The organism is Actinoplanes sp. M2I2 (genome assembly GCF_023544445.1).
Taxonomy (GTDB): Bacteria; Actinomycetota; Actinomycetes; order Mycobacteriales; family Micromonosporaceae; genus Actinoplanes.
The window spans coordinates 50,714-70,663 of record NZ_JALPVJ010000030.1 but is presented as its reverse complement, the minus strand read 5'-3'; the positions used below and the strand labels follow the sequence as shown (position 1 = coordinate 70,663).

At 73.3% G+C, this 19,950-nt stretch carries 13 protein-coding genes; 6 read left to right on the top strand and 7 right to left on the bottom strand.

Annotated features, from left to right (window positions below; genetic code table 11):
• Nucleotide 1 precedes the first annotated feature (1 nt).
• A complete protein-coding gene (locus tag HJC40_RS40140) occupies nucleotides 2-928 on the bottom strand; it encodes a phosphotransferase (protein WP_250008872.1) in 927 nt (308 codons plus the stop codon).
• 11 nt (nucleotides 929-939) lie between these two features.
• Nucleotides 940-1,845 (bottom strand): acetyltransferase, encoded by a 906-nt coding sequence (locus HJC40_RS40135; protein ID WP_250008871.1) that lies wholly within the window; start codon nucleotides 1,843-1,845, stop codon nucleotides 940-942.
• A 245-nt stretch (nucleotides 1,846-2,090) separates the two neighbouring features.
• Here HJC40_RS40135 and HJC40_RS40130 point away from each other — a divergent pair, with 245 nt between their 5' ends.
• A complete protein-coding gene (locus tag HJC40_RS40130) occupies nucleotides 2,091-2,657 on the top strand; it encodes an HdeD family acid-resistance protein (RefSeq protein WP_250008870.1) in 567 nt (188 codons plus the stop codon).
• Nucleotides 2,658-3,015: 358 nt separating this feature from the next.
• Here HJC40_RS40130 and HJC40_RS40125 read toward each other — a convergent pair whose 3' ends face one another.
• The 3 genes from HJC40_RS40125 to HJC40_RS46460 all read right to left on the bottom strand — a co-directional run bounded on the left by HJC40_RS40125 (nucleotide 3,016) and on the right by HJC40_RS46460 (nucleotide 8,062).
• Nucleotides 3,016-5,190 (bottom strand): arylsulfatase, encoded by a 2,175-nt coding sequence (locus HJC40_RS40125; protein WP_250008869.1) that lies wholly within the window; start codon nucleotides 5,188-5,190, stop codon nucleotides 3,016-3,018.
• Between the two features lie 139 nt (nucleotides 5,191-5,329).
• Nucleotides 5,330-5,824, bottom strand: coding sequence for a DUF1269 domain-containing protein (locus tag HJC40_RS40120; protein WP_250008868.1), 495 nt, complete (start codon nucleotides 5,822-5,824; stop codon nucleotides 5,330-5,332).
• 108 nt (nucleotides 5,825-5,932) lie between these two features.
• Nucleotides 5,933-8,062: a LuxR C-terminal-related transcriptional regulator gene (locus tag HJC40_RS46460; RefSeq protein WP_250008866.1), complete on the bottom strand. Its 2,130-nt coding sequence runs from the start codon at nucleotides 8,060-8,062 to the stop codon at nucleotides 5,933-5,935.
• A 336-nt stretch (nucleotides 8,063-8,398) separates the two neighbouring features.
• Here HJC40_RS46460 and HJC40_RS40110 point away from each other — a divergent pair, with 336 nt between their 5' ends.
• Nucleotides 8,399-10,990: a LuxR C-terminal-related transcriptional regulator gene (locus HJC40_RS40110; RefSeq protein WP_250008865.1), complete on the top strand. Its 2,592-nt coding sequence runs from the start codon at nucleotides 8,399-8,401 to the stop codon at nucleotides 10,988-10,990.
• A gap of 28 nt (nucleotides 10,991-11,018) precedes the next feature.
• Here the strand turns inward: HJC40_RS40110 and HJC40_RS40105 are convergent, their stop codons facing one another.
• Nucleotides 11,019-12,110 (bottom strand): PLP-dependent aminotransferase family protein, encoded by a 1,092-nt coding sequence (locus tag HJC40_RS40105; RefSeq protein WP_250008864.1) that lies wholly within the window; start codon nucleotides 12,108-12,110, stop codon nucleotides 11,019-11,021.
• 24 nt (nucleotides 12,111-12,134) lie between these two features.
• Here HJC40_RS40105 and HJC40_RS40100 point away from each other — a divergent pair, with 24 nt between their 5' ends.
• Together HJC40_RS40100 and HJC40_RS40095 are read left to right on the top strand one after the other, a co-directional pair.
• Nucleotides 12,135-13,076 carry a phosphoglycerate dehydrogenase gene (locus HJC40_RS40100; protein ID WP_250008863.1) on the top strand — a complete coding sequence of 314 codons (942 nt, stop codon included), beginning with the start codon at nucleotides 12,135-12,137 and terminating at the stop codon, nucleotides 13,074-13,076.
• Nucleotides 13,077-13,112: 36 nt separating this feature from the next.
• Nucleotides 13,113-13,727: an MSMEG_1061 family FMN-dependent PPOX-type flavoprotein gene (locus HJC40_RS40095; RefSeq protein ID WP_250008862.1), complete on the top strand. Its 615-nt coding sequence runs from the start codon at nucleotides 13,113-13,115 to the stop codon at nucleotides 13,725-13,727.
• Between the two features lie 31 nt (nucleotides 13,728-13,758).
• Here HJC40_RS40095 and HJC40_RS40090 read toward each other — a convergent pair whose 3' ends face one another.
• Nucleotides 13,759-17,166 carry a bifunctional proline dehydrogenase/L-glutamate gamma-semialdehyde dehydrogenase gene (locus HJC40_RS40090; RefSeq protein ID WP_250008861.1) on the bottom strand — a complete coding sequence of 1,136 codons (3,408 nt, stop codon included), beginning with the start codon at nucleotides 17,164-17,166 and terminating at the stop codon, nucleotides 13,759-13,761.
• A gap of 92 nt (nucleotides 17,167-17,258) precedes the next feature.
• Here HJC40_RS40090 and HJC40_RS40085 point away from each other — a divergent pair, with 92 nt between their 5' ends.
• Together HJC40_RS40085 and HJC40_RS40080 are read left to right on the top strand one after the other, a co-directional pair.
• On the top strand, nucleotides 17,259-18,164 hold the full coding sequence (locus HJC40_RS40085) for a LysR family transcriptional regulator (protein ID WP_250008859.1): 906 nt from the start codon (nucleotides 17,259-17,261) through the stop codon (nucleotides 18,162-18,164).
• 93 nt (nucleotides 18,165-18,257) lie between these two features.
• Entirely contained in the window at nucleotides 18,258-19,877 is a 1,620-nt protein-coding gene (locus HJC40_RS40080) for a methyl-accepting chemotaxis protein (protein ID WP_250008858.1), read from the top strand.
• The last annotated feature ends 73 nt before the right edge of the window (nucleotides 19,878-19,950 follow it).

Here is a 19,950-nt window from a genome sequence, read left to right as displayed (position 1 = left end):
CCTAATGGCTGAGCATCACCCGGATGCGGTCGACGGCCTTGCCGAAGTAGCGGTGCCCGACCGGGCGGGTCAGGAAGTCGGCCAGGGCGAACAGATCGAGGGCCTGGCTGAGGCGGCGCCAGTTCTGTGGCAGGTCGCCGCCGGCCTCGCGGAAGCCGCCCAGGAACGCGTCGGTGAAGGCGGGCGACCGGGGGAACCGCAGCATGTTGCCGATGTCGACCAGCGGCGTGCTGCTGAACGCGAACTCCCAGTCGAGGACGGCGGCGACCTGCCAGCGGCCGTCCGCCGAGCGGGCGGCGAGCAGGTTCTTGGGGTTGTAGTCGGAGTGGACCAGGCGGCGGGAGCCCTTGAGCACGCCCAGTTCGGGCGCCGCCTCCCGGGCCCAGGCGCGCAGGGCCCGCTGCTCGGCGTCGGTGAGGTGGCCGGTGGCGTTGCCCTCGGTCAGGCAGCGGTCGACCCACCCGTCGAGACCCTCGGTGAGTTCGGCGCCGTCCGGCACGAGGTGGCCCGCACCCGCCAGCCGGTCACCGTCGAAGAACCCGGGAGTCTCGAACTCGACGGCGCCGATGCGGGCCAGCGTGCCCCCCACCTCGTCACCTATCTCGGTCAGCGCCGCCTCGTCGAGCTCGTTCACCGGTACGCCGGGCACGAAGCGGGACAGCAGGACGGGCTCGCCGGCCTTGTCGCCGTCCCGGTCGGCGCCGATCACCTCCGCGACCGGCACCCGGCCCGTCAGCTGCCGGGCCAGGGCCGCCTCGAGCGCGCACTTGTTGTCGCCCAGGTAGCGCCGCAGCACGTAACGATCACCGCCGACCATGGTCAGGACGGTGTTGTCGTTGCTGAATCCACCGGTCAGCGTCCGGGTCGAGGCGATCCGCTGCCCGGGCAGCGCGACCTCCTCGACCCACGCCGTGATCGCAGGCTGCACAGGCGGGGACCCTACGCGTTCCCGGGCTCGAAGGTGAGCCGGGCCCGGATCGGCCGGAAGTCGGCCCGTCCGAGATCGGCCAGGACGTCGGACCGGTCGGCGTCGGCGTCGGCGACCACCTCCTCGGCGCCGTCCGCCACGAGCACCCGCAGCGCCGCGTCGACCAGAGCCGAGCGGACCTCCTGCGTACGGGGACCGGGCAGGGCGCCGAGGTAGCCCAGCATCGGCCAGCACGCCTGCCCGGCCGTGCCCAGCAGGCCGAGCGGTTCGCCGCCGTCGTGGGCGACGTGCCAGGCGGTGGCCTCCCCGGTGAGCCAGGGCCGCGGGTCGGTGGCGAGATCGAGACCGGCCACTGCCCGGGCCGTCTCGCTGCCGGTCAGGACGTCGGGGGAGACCACCCGGCCCACCAGGGTGTCGATCTCGTGCGGCCCCGCGGCCGGCCGGACAGCGGGACCGGCGGCGGCCGGCCGGTCGGCGCCGGCGCCGGGAACCCACCGCAGGCGGAGCCGCTCACCCGTGGGGACCAGCCCGGCGGACTCGGCGGCGGCCAGCGCCGGGGCGACGGCCGAGACGACCGACGGCGAGGTGTGCCAGCCGGCCGGCAACGCGGCGTAGTAGGGGCGCGGACCCCCCAGCGCCTCGTGGGCGGCCGCCAGCAGCCCGGCGCCGACCTGGGGGGAGTCGATCACGTCGAAACGCTCGAGCCAGGGCCCGCCGACCGCGCCGGGCGGCAGCACCCACGCGGCCCGGGCCACCACCCGGCCCTCGCGCAGCGCGACCCACGTGCGGGACGGGTGGAAGCCGCCGCCGGCCAGGCCCTCGGCGTACGAGATCTGGCGCAGGGGCAGAAGATCGGGCAGCGAGTCGAAGAGCGACTCCTCGCCGTCGACAAGTGGTCGGAACACGACGGAACTCATGGAACCTCCAGGGCGCGTGATGCTGCGCCCCGGGTCAGAACCGCGGAGACGCCGGACCGCGGAAGGGGCGCGAAACGTGGGACACGGTGCGACCTCCTTCCGGCTCGACTGGCGTGCGGTCAACTTATCAGTCGCAAGCCCTGGCGTGGGCCCACCCGACATCACCCGTCCGGGGTGAGGCGTCCGGCGGCCGACGGGCCGACGCTCAAGACGATCCGAGGCGTACGCACTCCGGGAGGCTCACCATGACCATCACCTCGCAGACGATCGCGCGCGAAGAAGCACCGTCGTCGCCGTTCCCCTGGTGGACGTCGCTGCTGCTGGGCCTGTTCAGCGTGGTCTTCGGGATCGTGGTGCTGGCCTGGCCGGGCCTGTCGCTACGGGTCATGGCCGCCCTGGTCGGCATCTGGTTGCTGTTCGCCGGGCTGTTCCGGATCGTCGGCGCGTTCCTGCCGGTCGGACGGGGCCTGGCCCGCAGCGTGCTGTCCGGCCTGGTCGGCATGATCCTGGTGGTGGCCGGCGTCATCTGCCTGCGCAACATCGTCACCGCGCTCGGCGTGCTGGCCGCCATCGTCGCGCTGACCTGGCTGCTCGGCGGCATCGCGGCCGTCGTGATGGGAGTGCAGGAGACCGGTGGCGCCCGGGCCCTGCTGCTGATCGTCGGCGGCTTGTCGGTCGTTGCCGGGCTCGTCTTCGTCTTCACACCGGGGTTGTCCCTCGGCGTGCTCATCGTGCTGACCGGCGTCAGCAGCATCGTGGTCGGCCTGTCCGAGGTCTTCCTGGGCTTTCGTTTGCGGAGCGTCGCCGCCTGACGTCCGCCCGGGACCGCGATCAGCCTCGCGGGGTGCCGAACGGGGCCGGCTCTTCCCGCGCAGTCAGGACATCCTCAGGTGACGAATTTTCCTTCGGTACGAGCCGGCGGCCGCGCGGTGCGGCCGCCGACCAGCTCGATGACCAGCAGAGCGGTCAGAGCGCCGTCGCCTCGACCGGTCAGGCGGCCACGGGCTGGGTGTGCGCCGCCCGGTGGCGTCCGTCCACATCCGCGCGAACTGCTCGCTGCCCACGAGCTGGGCGATTCGGTCGTGGGTGAAATCGCGCACGCCGGTCCTCCCCCGTGCGGGATGGTGCGCGGCCGCCCGTCGCTGTGCAGGCGGTCGAGCCGGGGCGGTCTCATTCGCCGGCCAGGATCGCCGCAGCCTCGTGGTCAAGGTCGATCTGCTGATCCGCGGCGGTTTTGAACTCGACGCGCAGGATGCGGCCGCCGCTGAAGGGGAACGGCGGGCGGTACGCGTCGCTGACCGCCCCGCCGCTGTGCCGGCCGACGCACAGCCCCGGGCCGGGCGGGAACGGGCCCGGCCGAGTCGACATGGGACCCTCGGCGACGATCCGGTCGTTGATCGACAGCCGGGTCGTCCCCACGGTCTCGTGCTGCCGGCCGGGCCCCTCTTTCGCGAACTCCACGCCGAGCCGGTACCGCCCAGGGGTCAGATCATCGGAGACGAACTGTTGCTCGTCGCCCACCTCCGTGCAGTTGTTGACATACCAGACCTTGCGGTTCTTGATGAAGAGCGCGTGCCCGCCGGCTCGCGACCCGTGGGCCATCAGCACACCCGCGGCCTCGTCGCTCTCCAGCACCACTTCGCAGACGACGCGGAAGGAGCAGCCACGCAGATCCGGAGCGTCCCATCGGGGCACGGGCGCGGCCTCGGGATAGAAAACGCGCGTCGCCGGACCGAGGGGTTCGGCCCGTTCCTCGAGGAGGATTTCCGACACCGGACGGTCGTCGAGCGGCAGCACGTCGAAGCGCTCAGCCTCGCGGAACCAGATGTTGACCAGCTCCTGCACCTTCTCGGGCTGCGCGGCGGCCAGGTCGTGCGCCTCGGACCGGTCCGCATCGGTGTGGAACAGCTGCCACCGGTCACGGTGGAATCGGCCCCCGCCCGATGCCGGTGCGTGCTCGGCGACGGCCTTCCACCCGTTGTGCCAGAGAGCCCGCCCGCCCAGCGCCGCGTAGTACTGGGTGTGCCGGGTGGTCGGTGCGTGCGGCGCGTCGAAGCTGTACCGCAACGAGACGCCCGGCAGCGGTGGCTGGGTGTCGGGCCACCGCACGCCGCAGGAGTCCAGGATCGTGGGAACGATGTCGATGACGTGATGGTATTGATGGCGGACCTCGCCGTGGGCGCGGATGCCGGCCGGCCAGTGCACCACCAACGGGGCGCACACTCCACCTTCGTGGCAGTGCCGCTTGTGCGTACGGAACGGCGTCGAGAAGGCGGTCCCCCAGCCGCCGGCATAATCGCCGTCAGCGTCGTCGCCGGAGGCGCCACCGACGGCCGCCACGATGATGAGGGTGTTGGCGAGCTGGCCGGTGGCCGCCAGATGACCGGTGATCCGGCCCATCTGGTGGTCGGTGTGGTCGGCAAAGCCCGCGTACCTTTCGGCAGTATGCGCGAGGATTTGCCGCCGATCGGCCGGCAGCGCTTCCCACCGCGGCACGTGCCCGGCGACGGTCGGTGCGAGGGTGGTGCCGGGCGGCAGCACACCACGGTCGACCATGCGGGACAGGGCCCACGGGCGGTACGCGTCGTAGCCGTCGTCGAAGTGTCCGCGGTACCGGTCGATCCACTCGCGCGGCGCCTGGTGCGGCGCGTGCCCAGCGGCCGGGCAGAACGACATGAACCACGGCTTGTCGGGCGCGGACTGGCGGATGTCGCGCAGGCACTGGATCGCCTGGTCGGCCAGATCCTCGGACAGGTGATAGCCCTGCTCCGGGGTGCCCCATGGCTCGACCTGATGGTTGTCCGAGAGCAGGCTGGGATACCAAGGGTCGATACGACTGTCGAAGAAGCCGTAGAACCGGTCGAAGCCGCGAGCCAGCGGCCAGTTCTGCCGGGAGGCGCCGGGGCCGTGCTCGCCGGGCGGAACGTTCGCGTTCTGGCCGACCCAGAACGTGCCCCACCCGTGCCGCCGCAGCACCTCGGCCAGGAAGACGTGGTCCTCGGGGATGCGCCCGTGTGAGCCGGGGAAGCCGGTCGCGGCCCCGGGCAGTCCCGCGTACCCGTTCTCGTGGTGGTTGCGGCCGGTCAGCAGGCAGGACCGGGTCGCCGAGCACAGCGCGGCGGTGTGCCACTGGGAGTAGCGCAGGCCGTCGTCGGCGAGCCGGCGCAACGCGGGCATCGCGATCCGCCCGCCGAACGGCTCCCAGGCCGCCGGCCCGGTGTCGTCGTAAAGCACCAGCAACACGTTCGGCGCCCCGGCGGGCGCCCGGGCCGGTGTGTACGGCTCCCAGTCCGCGACCGAGTCCCGCACGTCCACGTTGATCACACCTCGGAAGGCCCTCACCATGCCTCCAGGGTCGGGACTGTGCCCGCGTCACCCCTCATCCCACCGGAGTGAACGGGTGTGGCGGAGGACGGCCCCGGCGGCGAACCGCCGAAGCCGTCCTGTCGGAGCTGGGCCGGTCGGCCGCCGACTGGATCCCGGGTCAGGACTTGCCGGCGCCGTGCAGCGCGGTCTGCAGCTCGGCCTCGGCCTCCTTGGACAGCGACGACTTGAGCACCGTGCCGCCGAAGCGGCTCAGCGACTCGACCGCCTTGTCCGGCGTGACCTTCTCGACCACGAGGAAGAGCGCCGACGAGCCGGGCTTGAGCATGCCGCGCACCTGGTCCTGGAAGTTCCGGTCGATGCCGCTCTTGGTGACCAGACCCATCAGCGCGCCCAGCCCCGCGCCCACCGCCATGCCGAGCACCGGCACGAAGAAGAGCACCCCGAACAGCAGGCCCCAGAAGACGCCCCAGGTGGCGCCGCCTCCGACCGGGTTGTGGTTGGTGTTGACGTGGTACTTGCCCTCCGCGTCGCGGGTGATGACCGCGACCGCGTCCGGTTGGATGATCAGGTCCCGGGACAGGCGCTGCACTTCGTCGGCCGCCGCCGTGGCGGTGGCCTCGTCCGGATACCCGATCGCGACCAGCGTCGACATGGCGGGTTACCTCCTTGTGTCGGTGAGACGCGCCGGATCCGGCGACGCCCACCGAGCGTGTCCCGGCCGTCGCGCCGTTTCCTCATCCCGCGGGAATGAGCCGCCGGCTCAGCCGAGCAGGCCGGCATCGCGTCCCTGCCGCACCGCCTCGGCCCGGCCGGGTGCGTTCAACTTCCGGTACACGGCAGCGACCTGCGTCTTCACCGTGTTGCGGGACAGCCGCATGTCCTCGGCGATCTGGCTCAGGGTGAGGTGGGTGGGCAGCAGGTGCAGCACCCGCAGCTCGGCCGTGGTCAGGCCGAACACGTTCTCGGTGTCCGTCCCCGCGGAGCGGCGGTTCAGCTCGGTCGTGGCGGCCCGGAACCGTTCGGCCAGCACGCCGGACGTGCCGAGCTCGGCCAGCGCCAGCCGGGCGCCGGCCGCGGCCTCCCGGGCGCCGCCGACCTCGCCGGCCTCCAGCAGGAGCTGGGTCAGCCGGATCGAGGCCGCGGCGGCCAGCCACGGGAAGGCGCGGGCGCTCCGGATCGCCGGGCCGGCCTGGTCGATCGAGCTTTCCCAGGCCGAGTGGTCGCCGGACGTCAGCGCGACCCGGGCGCAGATCAGGTGGGTGAGGGCCGACCAGCCACCGGCATGCCGCCCGGCGCCGAGGTGGTCGGCCGACTCCTTCGCGTACGCGGTGGCGGTCGCGTCGTCGCCGGCGTCGGCGGCCTGCCAGGCCAGGCCGGCCAGGGCGAGCGCGGCCGCCATGCGGTTCTCCCCGTCGGCCCGTGCCGCCCGGACGTACCGGGTCATGGCCAGCACGGTGTTGCCGGTGAGTTCCTCGGCCACGCCCAGCAGGACGGTCGTGACCTGGTACCAGTCCGACCCGGGCCGCTCGGGCCGGGCGGCCCGCCGGGCGTACCCGAGCATGTTGTCCACCCCGCCCGGGGCAAGCGCGACCCGCAGGCGATCCACGGCGGCCATCGCCCGCGGCTTGTCGGGGGCGATGGCCGCGGTCGCCGCGGCCAGGCAGGTGGCCGGCAGCGAACGCCGCCCGGCGAAGGCGTAGACCCAACCGGCCTGCGCCGCCAGCCCGGGGTTCTTGTCGATCGCGTCGCGGCCCAGCGTGTCCAGGGTGGCCGCGACGGCCTCGGCCCGGCCGTCGTCGACCAGTCGCCGTGCGTACCGGCCGACCAGGCGTTCGACCGACCCCAGGTCGCCGGCCGCCGCCGCGTGCCGCACCGCGGTGTCGGTCTGTTCGCGTCGCTCGTACCAGGCTGCGGCCCGCTGGTGAATGCCCTTCTCGGCGGCCGGTTCCCGGCGGCGCAGCTCGGCCAGCAGCATCTCCCGGAAGGTCGGGTGGTAGCGGTACGAGCGGACGGCCGAGTCGACCGGGGCGACGAAGACGTTGCGGGCGGCCAGCCCGGCCAGGGTCTGGCCGGATCCGTGCCGGCGCAGGGCCGCGTCGCACAGACCGGCCGACATGGGGTCGAGCAGGGCGGTCCGCATCAGGAACCGCACGGTGTCGGCGGACTCCGCGGCCAGCACGACATCGCAGAAGTACTCCGAGAGGTACGGGTCGGCACCGGAGAGGCGGTCGGCGGTGTGCGCCACGTCGGCCCGGCCCTGCAGGGTCAGAGCGGAGAGATAGACCCCGGCCGGCCAGCCGCCGAGCCGGCGGGCCAGCGCGCGAGCCCGGTCGGGGGCGAGCCGGACGCCGGAGTTGTGGATGACGTCGAGCGACTCCGTCGTGGACAGCCGCAGCTCGTCGGGGCCGAACTCCGCGCACCGGCCCTCGGCCCGCAGGCCGCCGATGTGCAGGCCGAGCCGGGTACGGGCGGCGACCACCAGGTGGCAGCCGGACGGCAGCCGCTCGGCCAGGGCGATGACCGCCCGCTGGGCCGGGCTGTTGCGGATCACCTGGAGGTTGTCGAGGACCAGTAGCCACGGCCGGCCCGGCGAACCGGCGAAGAACGCGGGCCCGACCTCGGCCATGTCGCCGGTGGGCTGCGACAGCGCCCGCCAGGCCGGGTCGCCGGCCGGGCGAAGAGGGTGCAGCGCGCGGGCGATCCGGCGCAGCAGGCGGGCCGGTTCGGCGTCGTCCGGCTCGATGTCGAGCCACGCGAACGGACGTGGGTCGGCGGCCGCCCACTGGCGCAGGGTGAGCGTTTTGCCATAGCCGGGGGCGGCGATCAGCAGGATCAACGGCACGTCGTCGTGCACCGCGGCCAGATCCCCGATCAGCCTGCGGCGTGGCACGTGCTCCTCTCGCATCATCCGGCCGAATGCCCCGTTCGCCGTCGCGTCCGCGCCGGCCGAGGGCCGGCGGCGAGATCGAGTAACCACTCAATCGCACTCTGTGCAGCGGATGCAATGCCGTGTCGCACATCTTGCGCCCAGCGGGGCCCTTCGCGACCTGCGCATAGCCGACGTGGCTCGCCACATTCGGATATCACCCAGCATGGGTGATGAGACATCCGAAGATCGGTAGGAAACTCTGCGTTGAGACTGGCGCCTCGCTCAGTGACGAGACGCGGATCGCGGGTGGGCGATCGGCGCTGTCGCGAGGGTAGTGGTGTGGGGGTAGGAATCGTGATGACCGAGGAGACCGCTACCGATACGACGACGGCGCCCGACGGCGATCCGATCATGACCGTCAAACTGGACCCACCGGGGCTCCCGCCCTGGTGGGTGGTTCGCGAGCGTCTCCGGGACCGGCTCGATGCCGGGCCGGCCCGGCGCCTGACGACGGTGATCGGGCCGGCCGGATCGGGCAAGAGCACGTTGGTCGCGGACTGGGCGGCCACCGGCCGCGCGGGCCGCCGGGTGGCCTGGCTGACGTTGGAGCCGGCCGACGACCAGCCGGGTGTCTTCTGGTCGTACGTGGTCGCTGCGCTCGACCGGTGCGGCGTGGAGGTTCCGGCGCGCCGCCGGCACGCCGACGCCGACGCTGTGGACCGGTCCTTCCTGGTGCGCCTGGCTGTCGGTCTCGCGGCCCGTTCCGAGCCGGCCGTCCTGGTACTCGACAACGCCCACGTGCTCGCCCGCGAGTCCGTCGTCGACGGCCTGCAGTTCCTGATCGAGCACGCGGGCGCGCAGCTGCGGGTCGTCCTGGTCGGCCGCGTCGACCCGCCGCTGCCGCTGCACCGTCACCGGCTGGCCGGGTCGGTCACCGAGATCCGGCACACCGAGCTGGCGTTCACCCCGGTCGAGGCGCAGGCGTTGCTGGCCGCGCACGGCAGTCCGGTGGAGGCGGCCGCGGCGGCCGCGCTCACCGCGCAGACCAACGGCTGGGCCGCCGCGCTGCGGTTGGAGGCGCGCGCCCACCGGGGCCCGGACGTCGAGCAGGTGTCCTCCGAACTGGCCGAATACATCCGTACCGAGCTGCTGGCCGAGCAGACCCCAGCGACCCGGGAGTTGCTTTTGTCCACCTGCGTGGCCGAGCAGTTGCCGGCCGGGCTGGCGGTGGAGCTGACCGGTCGGCGAGACGCCGTCCAAGTGCTCGACCGGCTCGCGCACGAAGGAGTTTTCGTTACCGTGGCGGTCGCCGACGAGCGGTCGTACCTGCACCATCCCCAGGTACGGGCCGTGCTGCTGGACGTCCTGTCCACCGTCCCGGAGGAAAGGATCGCCGGCCTGCACCGCCGCGCCGCTCGCTGGTACGCCGCGTCCGGCCGCTGGCTCGCGGCGATCCCGTACGCCGTGCGGGCCGGGGAGTGGGAACTCGCTGCCACGGGCGTCGTGCGCGGCATGGTGATCGCCTGCTTTCTCGACGGTCCCGAGGCCGACCGGTGCGCCCGGGCCTTCACGCCGTTGCCTCCGGAATTGGACACCGCCGAAGCTGCCGTCGTGCACGCCGCCGTCGCCCACCATCTCGGCGACCAGGAGGCATGCGCCAAGCACCTGCTGCGGGCGGCCGAAATGGCCGGCGCGGCGCGGGATCCAGGACTGCCGCTGTGTCTGGCGACCGTCGAGCTGGCTCGGGCGGCCCCCGACGATCGGGCCGGGGCGGCCGAGAGCGCCTGGCACGCTCTGGACGCGGCACTGGCGGCCGGCGCCGCAGTGCCGGCCAAGCTGTCCGCCCGCATCCGCCTCGCCCGGGGTGAAAGCCTCTTACTACGGCACGACCTTACCGGGGCCAGGCAGGTGTTCCAGGTGGTCGCCGATGACCCGGGGACCTTCGCCGGTGAGGCGCACGACCTGCTCGGTGGCCTCGCTCTGGCCGAGGCGCTGACGGGCCGGTTGCGGCGGGCCGGCGAACACGCGCGTCAGGCTCTGGAGCACTCGGCCGGGAACGGTGGGCCGCTGTCCGCCGCTCCTGAGCTCGCGCTGGCCTGGGTCGGTGCCGACGAGTACGACCTGGCCGCCGCCCGGCTGCACAGCGAGCGCACCGGCGTGCGGCTGACTGCCCGCCCCGACGCGCTCCTGACCGGTCTGCTGACGCTGGTGAGGGCGCGGATCCACCGGGCTCGCGGCGATGTCGCGCGGGCAGCCGAAGTGCTCGAGCAGCCGCGCGACGGGATGCCGTCCTGGCTCGGCGAGCTCCTCGGACTGGCGCACACAGCGCTGCTCGCGCCCGGCACCTTTCCGAGGGCGCCGGGAAACACCGATCAGCATGCCCTCGCCGAGGCCACGGCCGCGCTCGCTGCCGGAGACACCGATCGCGCGCGGTCCACGGTGGCCGCTCTGACCGGCGACCCGGATCTGCCGGTCGACATGCGCGTCGACGGCTGGCTGGTGCTGGCGGGCGCCGACCTCACCGATGGCCACCGCGACCGGGCTCGCCGGGCCCTGCAGAAGGCGCTCACGCTGGCCGAGGCCGAACGACTGCGCCGCCCGCTCATAGAGGCGTCACCCCTGCTGCGACGCTTCCTGCGGGAGGAGCGCAACCTCAGTGTGCGCCACGACTGGCTGGGTGCCTCGCCGGCGACCGCTCCGGCGGCCGGCGCGGCGACGTCCCCGATGGTCGTCGAGCCGCTCACCGCCAAGGAAACCGAGGTTCTCGGTCACCTGGCCCAGTTGCTGTCCACGGAGGAGATAGCTCGCACCATGTACGTCTCGGTCAACACCGTGAAGACCCACGTGCGGGGAGTGCTGCGCAAGCTCGCCGTGACCCGGCGCAACGAGGCCGTCCGCCGGGCCCGCGACCTGGGCTTGCTACGCGGGGGAGTCGCCGGGAACGGATGACGGCCGGTCCCGCGTCTGCCGACCCCGGTCAGCGGCCGGCCGCCGCGTCGATGGCGGCGGTCAGGCGGGCGGCCGCCTCGGCCAGGCCGGCCGGCGGCAGGTGCGAGAAGCTCAGGCGTACGTGCTCCGAGCCCGCGCCGCCGCCGGCGTAGAACACCGGGCCGGGCAGGAACGAGGTGCCGTGCTCCTCGGCCACCGGCAGCAGCGCCTCGGCGTCGACGCCGTCCGGCAGCCGGAGCCAGACGAACCAGCCACCGTCCGGGGCCGGCACCCGCAACGCGCCGGTCAGAGCGTCACGCTGCTCGCGGTAGGCCTCGCGCAGCCCGGCCACATGCCGGTCGTACGCCCCCGAGGCGCCGAACGAGGCCATGGTCAGCGCGACCGCATGGTTGACGCCGCCCCCGCTGTGCACGTAACCGAGCCGGGCCAGGCGCTCGACCAGGATCGGCGACGCGTTGATCCAGCCCAGCCGCAGGCCGGGCGCGACGGTCTTGGCGAAGGAGCCCAGCCGGACGACCCCTTCCTCCCCGGCCAGCCGCCAGAGCGCGGGCGGCGCGGGCTCGCCGTACGACAGCTCGCGGTAGGTGTCGTCCTCGACGATCGGCACCCCCACCGAGACCAGCTCACGCCGGCGGTCCAGCGGCAGGCTGCGACCGGTCGGGTTGCCGAACGTCGGCACCAGGTAGAGGAAGACGGCGTCGAGCGACCGGGCCAGCGCCGCCGTCTCGGCGGGCAGCAGGCCGTGCTCGTCGGCCGGCGCCCGGACCAGCCGCACCCCGTGGTCGGTCAGGATCTTGAAGGCCAGGTGGTACGTGGGGGAGTCGACCAGCACCACGTCGCCCGGCTCGGCCAGCAGCTGGGTCAGCAGCGCGAGCCCGTGCGAGGCGCCGGCGGTCACGAAGGTCTGCTCGGCGGTGGCGTCGCCGAGGTGGTCGCAGAGCCAGTCGACCAGGGGCGCCGGGCCGGTGGCGTGCCCATAGGCGAGCGCCTGCCACCCGTACGTCCCGAGGGTCTGCGCCCCGGCCCGCGACCACGCGTCCACGGGCAGCAGCTCCGGCCGGGGATGGCCCCACCCGAGGTCGAGGAGGCCCGGCCGGTGCTCGAACTGGACAATCGTCACGGTGCCGAATCTAGTCTGGGGTCCATGAAGATTCTGCTGCCCGACAGCGCCGTCCTCGACCCGCGACTTCCCGAGGGCGTGACCGCCGTGCGCTACGCCGCCGGGCGCCCGATCCCCGAGGAGCACACCGACGCCGAGGCGCTCGTGGTGTGGAACAACCCCGGCGACCAGCTCCGCGACGCCGCCCAGCGGCTCAAGCAGGTGCGCTGGGTGCAGACGCTGGCGGCCGGGCCCGACGCGGTGCTCGCGGCCGGCTTCGGACCGGACGTGGTGCTCACCTCGGGCCGGGGCCTGCACGACGAGACGGTCGCCGAGCACACCCTCGCGCTGACCCTGGCCGCCGTCCGGCACCTGCACGTGCTGCTGCGGGCCCAGGCCGCGCGTCACTGGGCCGAGGAGATGCGCGAGCTCCAGGCCGCCCCGCAGACCCGGCAGTTCTACACCCTGCGCGACGCGAACGTGGTCGTGTGGGGCTTCGGCAGCATCGCCGCCGTGCTGGCGCCCCACCTCAAGGCGCTCGGGGCCGAGGTGACCGGCGTGGCCCGTACCGCCGGCACCCGCGCCGGCGTCGACGTGGTGACCGAGGCCGACCTCCCACGGCTGTTGCCGGAGACGGACGTGCTGATCGCCATCCTGCCCGCGAGCCCCGAGACCAGGCACGCGCTGAACGCCGACGTCTTCGACCGGCTGCCCGAGCACGCCTGGGTGGTCAACGTGGGCCGCGGCACCACGCTCGATGAGGAGGCGCTGCTCGACGCGCTGGAGGACGGGAGCATCGGCGGGGCCGCGCTCGACGTCTTCGAGACCGAGCCGCTGCCCGAGTCGTCCGGCCTGTGGAACGAGCCCAACGTCATCATCACCCCGCACGTCGCCGGCGGCCGCCCGCTCGGCGCCGACGACCTGCTCAGCGAGAACTTGGTCGCATTCCGGGAGGGCCGTTCGCTGCGCAACGTCGTCGAAGGTTAGGTTGGCCGTCCTGTCGGGCCGGCACACGGAGATCACATGACCAGGGTCATCACGACCGAGGCGGAGCTCCGCGAGTTCGTCGCGCCGCCGCCGCGCTTCATCGCGGAGAAGGGCATCGACCACATCGATGCCGAGTCGCGGCGGTTCCTGGAGCTCAGCCCGTTCTTCCTGCTGGCCACGACGGCCGCGGACGGCACCTGCGACGTCTCGCCGCGCGGCGACCCGCCCGGCAGCGTGCTCGTGCTGGACGAGCGCACGCTGGCCTTCGCCAACCGCAAGGGCAACGGCCGGCTCGACAGCCTGGTCAACCTGCTCGAGCGGCCGCGGGTCGGGCTGCTGTTCCTGGTGCCGGGCTCGGGCGACACGATCCGGGTCAACGGCCGGGCCCGCATCGTCGCCGAGGCGCCCTACCTGGACCGGATGGCCATGAAGGGCGTCACGCCCGACCTGGCGGTCGAGGTGACCGTGGAGGAGCTGTTCCTGCACTGTGCGCGGGCCTTCGTGCGGTCGTCGCTGTGGCAGGCCGAGACCTGGCCGGCCAAGCGGGACGTGCCCAGTGCGGGGCAGATCGCCAAGAGCGTGTCGGGCACCGAGGTCGCCGCCGCGGAGATCGACGCCGCTCTGGACGTGGCCGCCCTCGACGCGTACTAGCGCCGAGGACGGCCACGAACTTCCCTGAGCTCTACAGCGCCGCGTCGGCCAGCCTGTCGGGGTTGCCGAAGCGGTGGGCCGTGATGCTGACGGCCTGCTCGTGCAGGAACGGCAGCATCTCGACGCGGCCGGCCTCGGTGACCGGGCCCGACCAGACCGCGAGGTCCGGACGTCCGCCGGTGGCCCGGGCCAGGGCCTCGGCCGAGCCGCCGAGCAGCCGTACCCGGGTCGCGCCGCGCAGCCCGGCGGCGAACGTCTCGTCGTCCTCCACCCGCACGTCGACCGGCAGGTCGAGGGCGGGCAGGGCGGTGGCCGTGGAGACCCGGAACGGCGCGCCGGCCCGCAGGCCCGCCGCGACGACCCGCAGCAGGCCGGCGACCGAAGCACCCTCGGCCAGCCGCACCTCGACCGGGACGGGCAGGTACCGCAGCACGTTGCGCTCGGCCCACAGCCCCGACACGTCCGTGGCCGCGCCGAACTCCGCCTTCCAGGCGGCCGCGTCGCTGCGGGCGGCCCGCTCCAGCATCCGCGCCTCGTCGGCCGGCAGGACCTTCGCGGCCGCGGTGAGCAGCGCGCTGACCGCCACGTCGTCGACCTTGGCGTCGGCCCGCGACTCCGCCGTCTGCCAGCCCGACAGGCCGACCAGGTAGTTGGGGCCGCCGGCCTTGGTGCCGGGGCCGACCGCCGAGCGCTTCCAGCCACCGAACGGCTGCCGGCGCACGATCGCGCCGGTGATGCCCCGGTTGACGTACAGGTTGCCGGCCTGGACCCGGTCGAGCCAGCGGGCCAGCTCGTCGGGGTCGAGCGAGTGCAGGCCCGAGGTGAGGCCGAAGTCGACGTCGTTGACCAGGTCGATCGCCTCGTCGAGGGTCTCCGCGGTCATGATGCCGAGGACCGGTCCGAAGTACTCGGTGCGGTGGTAGGCCGAGCCGCGGGTGACGCCGTCCCGGATGCCCGGGCTCCACAGCCGGTCGGTGTCGTCCAGGTTCCGCGGCTCCAGCAGCCAGCTCTCACCCGGGCCGAGCTTGGTCAGGCCGTCGAGCAGTTTGCCCGAGGCCGGCTCGATGACCGGGCCGACCTGGCTGCGCGGGTCGGTGGGCCAGCCGACGGTCAGCGACCGGGCGGCGTCGAGCAACTGGTGGCGGAAGCGCTCCGAGCGGGCGACCGACCCGACCAGGATGACCAGCGAGGCGGCCGAGCACTTCTGGCCGGCGTGCCCGAAGGCTGAGCTGATCACGTCCTTGACGGCCAGGTCGAGGTCGGCGCTGGGCGTCACGATGATCGCGTTCTTGCCGCTGGTCTCGGCCAGCAGCGGCAGGTCGGGGCGGAACGAGCGGAACAGCTCGGCCGTCTCGTACGCGCCGGTCAGCACGACCCGGTCGACCAGCGCGTGGCTGATCAGCTGCTTGCCGAGGGCCTGCTCCTCGACCTGGACCAGGGTGAGCAGGTCGGCGTCGGGCAGCACCGGCCGGATGATGTCGGCCAGCACCGCGCCGCAGCGCTCGGCCGGGCCGGCCGGCTTGAGCGCGACGGCCGAGCCGGCGGCCAGGGCGGCCAGCACCGAGCCGGCCGGGATGGCCACCGGGAAGTTCCAGGGCGGCGTGACCAGCGTCAGCTTCTCGGGCACGGCGATCGCGCCGTCGACGGTGTCGAGCCCGGCGGCCAGTTCGCCGTAGTAGTGGGCGAAGTCGATGGCCTCGGAGACCTCGGGGTCGGCCTGGTCGGCGGTCTTGCCGGTCTCGGCCGCCATGACCTCGATGAGGTCGGCCCGGCGGGACTCGAGAGCCTCACCGATGCGGTGCAGGACGGCGCCGCGCTCGGCGCCGGTCATCGCGCCCCAGGCCGTGGCCGCGGCGACGGCCGCGCCCAGGCGGTCGTCGAGGCGGCGCTCGTCGGTGACCCGGGCGGTGTCGATGGTCTCCACGCCGATCGCCGAGGCCGGCACCCGCTGGAGGATCTCGCGGATCTCGGCGCGGTTGGAGGCGACGGACGGGTCGGTGTCGGGCGTGTTGGCGAAGTGCCCCTTCTCGGCGGCGGCCAGCGCGGCGTGCCGGTCGGCCACGCGGTGCGGCGCCGGCACGGTCTCGTCCAGCTCGGCCAGCGACGCCAGGAACCGGTCGCGCTCGCGGGCGAACAACCCGGCGTCGCTGTCCAGCTCGAACACCGCCGACATGAAGTTGTCGCTGCTCGCGCCCTCCTCGAGGCGGCGGATGAGGTACGCGATGGCCACGTCGAACTGCTCCGGGCGGACGACCGGGGTGTAGAGCAGCAACCCGCCGACCTCCCGCCGCACCACCTCGGCCTGGCCCTCGGCCATGCCGAGCAGCATCTCGAACTCGATGCCCTCGCGCACCCCGCGCCGACCGGCCAGCAGCCAGGCGTACGCGATGTCGAAGAGGTTGTGCCCGGCCACGCCCAGCCGCACGTTGCCGATGCGGTCGGGGTGCAGCGCGTAGTGCAGCACCCGCTTGTAGTTGGTGTCCGTCTCCTGCTTGCTGCCCCAGGTGGCCAGCGGCCAGCCGTGCACGGTCGCCTCGACCTGCTCCATCGGCAGGTTGGCCCCCTTGACCAGGCGCACCTTGATGCCGGCGCCCCCGTCGGCGCGCCGGGCGGCCGCCCACTCCTGCAACCGGATCATCGCGGCGAGCGCGTCCGGCAGGTATGCCTGCAGCACGATGCCGGCCTCGAGGTCACGCAGCTCGGGCTTGTCGAGCAGCCGAGTGAAGACCGCGATCGTGAGGTCGAGGTCCTTGTACTCCTCCATGTCGAGGTTCACGAACTTGCGCGTACGGGCGGTGGCAGCCAGCGTGAACAGCGGCGTGAGCTGCTCGACGATCTCGGTCACGGCCTCGTCGAACGCCCACGGGTTGTGCGGGGCGACGGTCGCCGACACCTTGATCGACACGTAGTCGACGTCGTCCCGGCCGAGCAGGCGCTCGGTCTCGCGCAGCCGCCGGGTCGCCTCGCCCCGGCCGAGCACGGCCTCACCGAGCAGGTTGACGTTCAGGCGTACGTCCCGGCGCCTGATCCGGGCGATGGCCCGGCCCAGCTTGGCGTCGCTGGCGTCGACGATGAGGTGACCGACCATGTGGCGCAGCACCCGGCGGGCGATCGGCACGACCACGCCCGGCAGGACGGGGGCCAGCAGACCGCCGAGCCGCACCGCGCCGCGCAGGGGAGCGGGCAGGAAGCGGGGCACGTCCGGGGCGAGCGTGTGCAGGGCCCGGGCGCTGACCCGCACGTCCTCGGGGCGCACGACGCCGTCGACGAAGCCGACCGTGAAGGCCAGCCCCTTCGGGTCGCGCAGGACGCCGGCCAGCTGAGCCGCCGAACCGGTGGTCTTGATGGCGGAGGCTTCGTGCAACCAGCGGCGGACGAGCGCGACGGCTTCGTCGGCCAGGTCGGCCTGCACGAGCGGCGACTGAGCGACTTCAGACATGCCGAAAGTGTCCTTCCGGGTTCCGTTCAGGAAAAGCGACGGTTTTCGACGAGTACTCTTCACTTTTGCTTAACAATTTCTCGGAGGCTGTCGTGCTCGAGCTCCGGCGTCTCGTCCTGCTTCGCGAACTGGCCGTCCGGGGCACCATCGCGGCCGTCGCCGAGGCCCTCAACTTCTCCCCGTCGGCGGTGTCGCAGCAGCTCAGCCAGCTCGAGCGGGAGGCCGGCCGGCCGCTGCTGCGCAAGTCCGGCCGCGGCGTGCAACTGACCCCGCAGGCCGAGGTGCTGGTCGAGTCGGTCGGCGAGGTGCTGGACACGCTGGAACGGGCCGAGGCCCGGCTGCAGGCCTCGACCGCGACCGTGAGCGGCCGCGTGCGCGTCGCCGTGTTCCAGTCGGCCGCGCTCGCCCTCATGCCGGCCACGCTGCTGGCCATGGCCACCCGCTTTCCGGACGTACGGGTCGAGATGGTGCAGCGCGAACCCGAGGAAGCGTTGCGCGAAACCTGGGCCCGCGACTTCGACATGGTGATCGCTGAGCAATACCCGGCCCACGCCGCGCCACACCACCCCGGCCTCGACCGACACCCGCTGACCACCGACGCCATCCGGCTGGCCCTGCCCGCCGCCGAGGCCGCCCTGCACCCCGTCGCGTCCCTCGACGAGGCCCGCCACATGCCCTGGGTCATGGAGCCGCGCGGCACCGCGTCCCGCCACTTCGCCGAGCAGCTGTGCCGGGTCACCGGCTTCGAGCCCGACGTCCGCTACGAGACGGCCGACCTGCAGGCCCAGATCCGCCTGGTCGAGTCGGGCAACGCCGTGGCCCTGATCCCCGACCTGGTCTGGGCCGGCCGCGACACCTCCTGCCGCCTGCTCGACCTCCCCGACCGCCCACGCCGCACGATCTTCACCGCCCAGCGCCTGTCCGGCGCCGCCTCCCCGGCCGCCCGAGCCTTCCGCGAGGCCCTCGAGACGGTCGCCGGCGACCTCCATCGTTCCTGATTCAGCCCGGGTGCTCCATCGTTCCTGATTCAGCCCGGGTGACCGGGTGCCGAACTGACAGACGAGGGCGCGACTCGGTGCGAAGGGGCGGCAATGCTGGCGACGCTACGGAAGATCAGGATCGGAGCGCGCCTGGCCGGCAGCATGTCTCTCCTGCTCGCTCTGATCGTCGGCATGGTGGCGGTGGGACTGTCGGCGATGACGGATCAGCGCCGCGCCACAACCACGGTCCAGGATTACCGCGAGATCACGCGGCAGGCGATGCAGGTCAAGTTCCGCGCCGCCGACTTCAACGGCTGGCAGACCGCGTACGCCTTCGACGTGGCCCGGGGCGTGCGCGGCGCCGCGGCCGACACCGCGGAGGGCCGGGCCGCCTTCCTGACGTCCGCGGAGGCGTTCCGGACGGAACTGGGGGCCTTGCGGCAGACTCGGCTCAGCGCCGGTCAGCGAGCCGCCGCCGACCGTGCCGCGGAGCTGTTCGAGCAGTTCATGACCCTGGACGAGACGATCATCTCGGCCTACCGCGCCGGTGTAGCCGCCCGGGTGGCGCGCGGCCACGAGCTGGTGGCCGTCGACGAGATCACGATCTTCAACGAGGTCGCGGCCGCCGTCGACGACCTGGTGACCTCCATCGACCGTGCATCGGCGGCCGCCGTCGCCGCGGCCGGCGACGCCTCGGAACGTGCGTCGGCGGTGCTGCTCGCGGCCGGCGTCGCCGTGGTTCTCATGGGCGTATCCCTGGCCTTCGTCCTCGTCCGCTCGATCACGCGACCCCTGCGCGACCTCAACGGCCGCCTGGCCGAGATCGCCGACGGGGACGGCGACCTGACCCAGAGGGTCGCCGACGAGAGCCCGGACGAGGTCGGTCAGGCCGCCCGCACCTTCAACGCCTTCGCCGATCGGATGCAGCAGCTGGTCGCGAGGGTGGCCGCCGAGGCGGGCCGGGTGGCCCGGGCGGCCGACGAGCTCGGCGTGGTGAGCGCCCAGCTGGCCGGCGGCGCCACCGAGACCAGTTCACAGGCCGGGGCGGTCAGCTGCGGGGCGGAAGAGGTCTCGGCCATCGTGTCGGCCATGGCCGCCTCGGCCGACGAGATGACCGCTTCGATCGGCGAGATCTCCCGCAGCGCGGCGCTCGCCACCGGCATCGCGGGGGACGGCGTCCGCGCCGCGGAGCAGGCGAACGGGACCATCGCCGAGCTGGGCACGTCGTCGGCCGAGATCCAGTCGGTGGTCGAGCTGATCACCGCCATCGCGCAGCAGACCAACCTGCTGGCCCTCAACGCGACCATCGAGGCCGCGCGAGCCGGCGAGAGCGGCAAAGGTTTCGCCGTCGTCGCCGGTGAGGTGAAGTCCCTGGCCGAGCAGACCGCCTCCGCGACCGAGCAGATCGCCCAGCGGGTGGCCGCCATCCGGAAGGGCAGCGCCGCCGCCGTTCAGGCGATCGGCCGCATCGGCACTGTCGTCGCCGAGATCAACAGCACGCAGTTGACCATCGCCTCGGCGATCGAGGAGCAGACGGCCACGACCGCCGAGATGAGCCGCAACGTCGGTGAGACCGCGGGCGGCGCCGGCGACATCGCCGCCGGCATCCAAGCTGTCGCGAGGGCTTCGCAGGGGACCACCGCCGGCGCCGAACGTACCCGGGTCACGGCTCAGGAACTCACGCGGGCCTCCGATGACCTCCAGGCGCTGGTGGCGTCCTTCCGGTATTGACCGACAGCAATCGCCTCTTTCCGGCCGCCCGCGGCCATGGGTGCCTCGCCGCGCCCGCGCCCCCTCATCACGC

What these genes read in the sequence shown, in the direction of transcription:
- HJC40_RS40135 (WP_250008871.1), bottom strand. Translation starts at nt 1,845, where the DNA reads ATGAGTTCCGTCGTGTTCCGACCACTTGTCGACGGCGAGGAGTCGCTC.
- HJC40_RS40130 (WP_250008870.1), top strand. Translation starts at nt 2,091, where the DNA reads ATGACCATCACCTCGCAGACGATCGCGCGCGAAGAAGCACCGTCGTCG.
- HJC40_RS40125 (WP_250008869.1), bottom strand. Translation starts at nt 5,190, where the DNA reads ATGGTGAGGGCCTTCCGAGGTGTGATCAACGTGGACGTGCGGGACTCG.
- HJC40_RS40120 (WP_250008868.1), bottom strand. Translation starts at nt 5,824, where the DNA reads ATGTCGACGCTGGTCGCGATCGGGTATCCGGACGAGGCCACCGCCACG.
- HJC40_RS40110 (WP_250008865.1), top strand. Translation starts at nt 8,399, where the DNA reads ATGACCGAGGAGACCGCTACCGATACGACGACGGCGCCCGACGGCGAT.
- HJC40_RS40100 (WP_250008863.1), top strand. Translation starts at nt 12,135, where the DNA reads ATGAAGATTCTGCTGCCCGACAGCGCCGTCCTCGACCCGCGACTTCCC.
- HJC40_RS40095 (WP_250008862.1), top strand. Translation starts at nt 13,113, where the DNA reads ATGACCAGGGTCATCACGACCGAGGCGGAGCTCCGCGAGTTCGTCGCG.
- HJC40_RS40090 (WP_250008861.1), bottom strand. Translation starts at nt 17,166, where the DNA reads ATGTCTGAAGTCGCTCAGTCGCCGCTCGTGCAGGCCGACCTGGCCGAC.
- HJC40_RS40080 (WP_250008858.1), top strand. Translation starts at nt 18,258, where the DNA reads ATGCTGGCGACGCTACGGAAGATCAGGATCGGAGCGCGCCTGGCCGGC.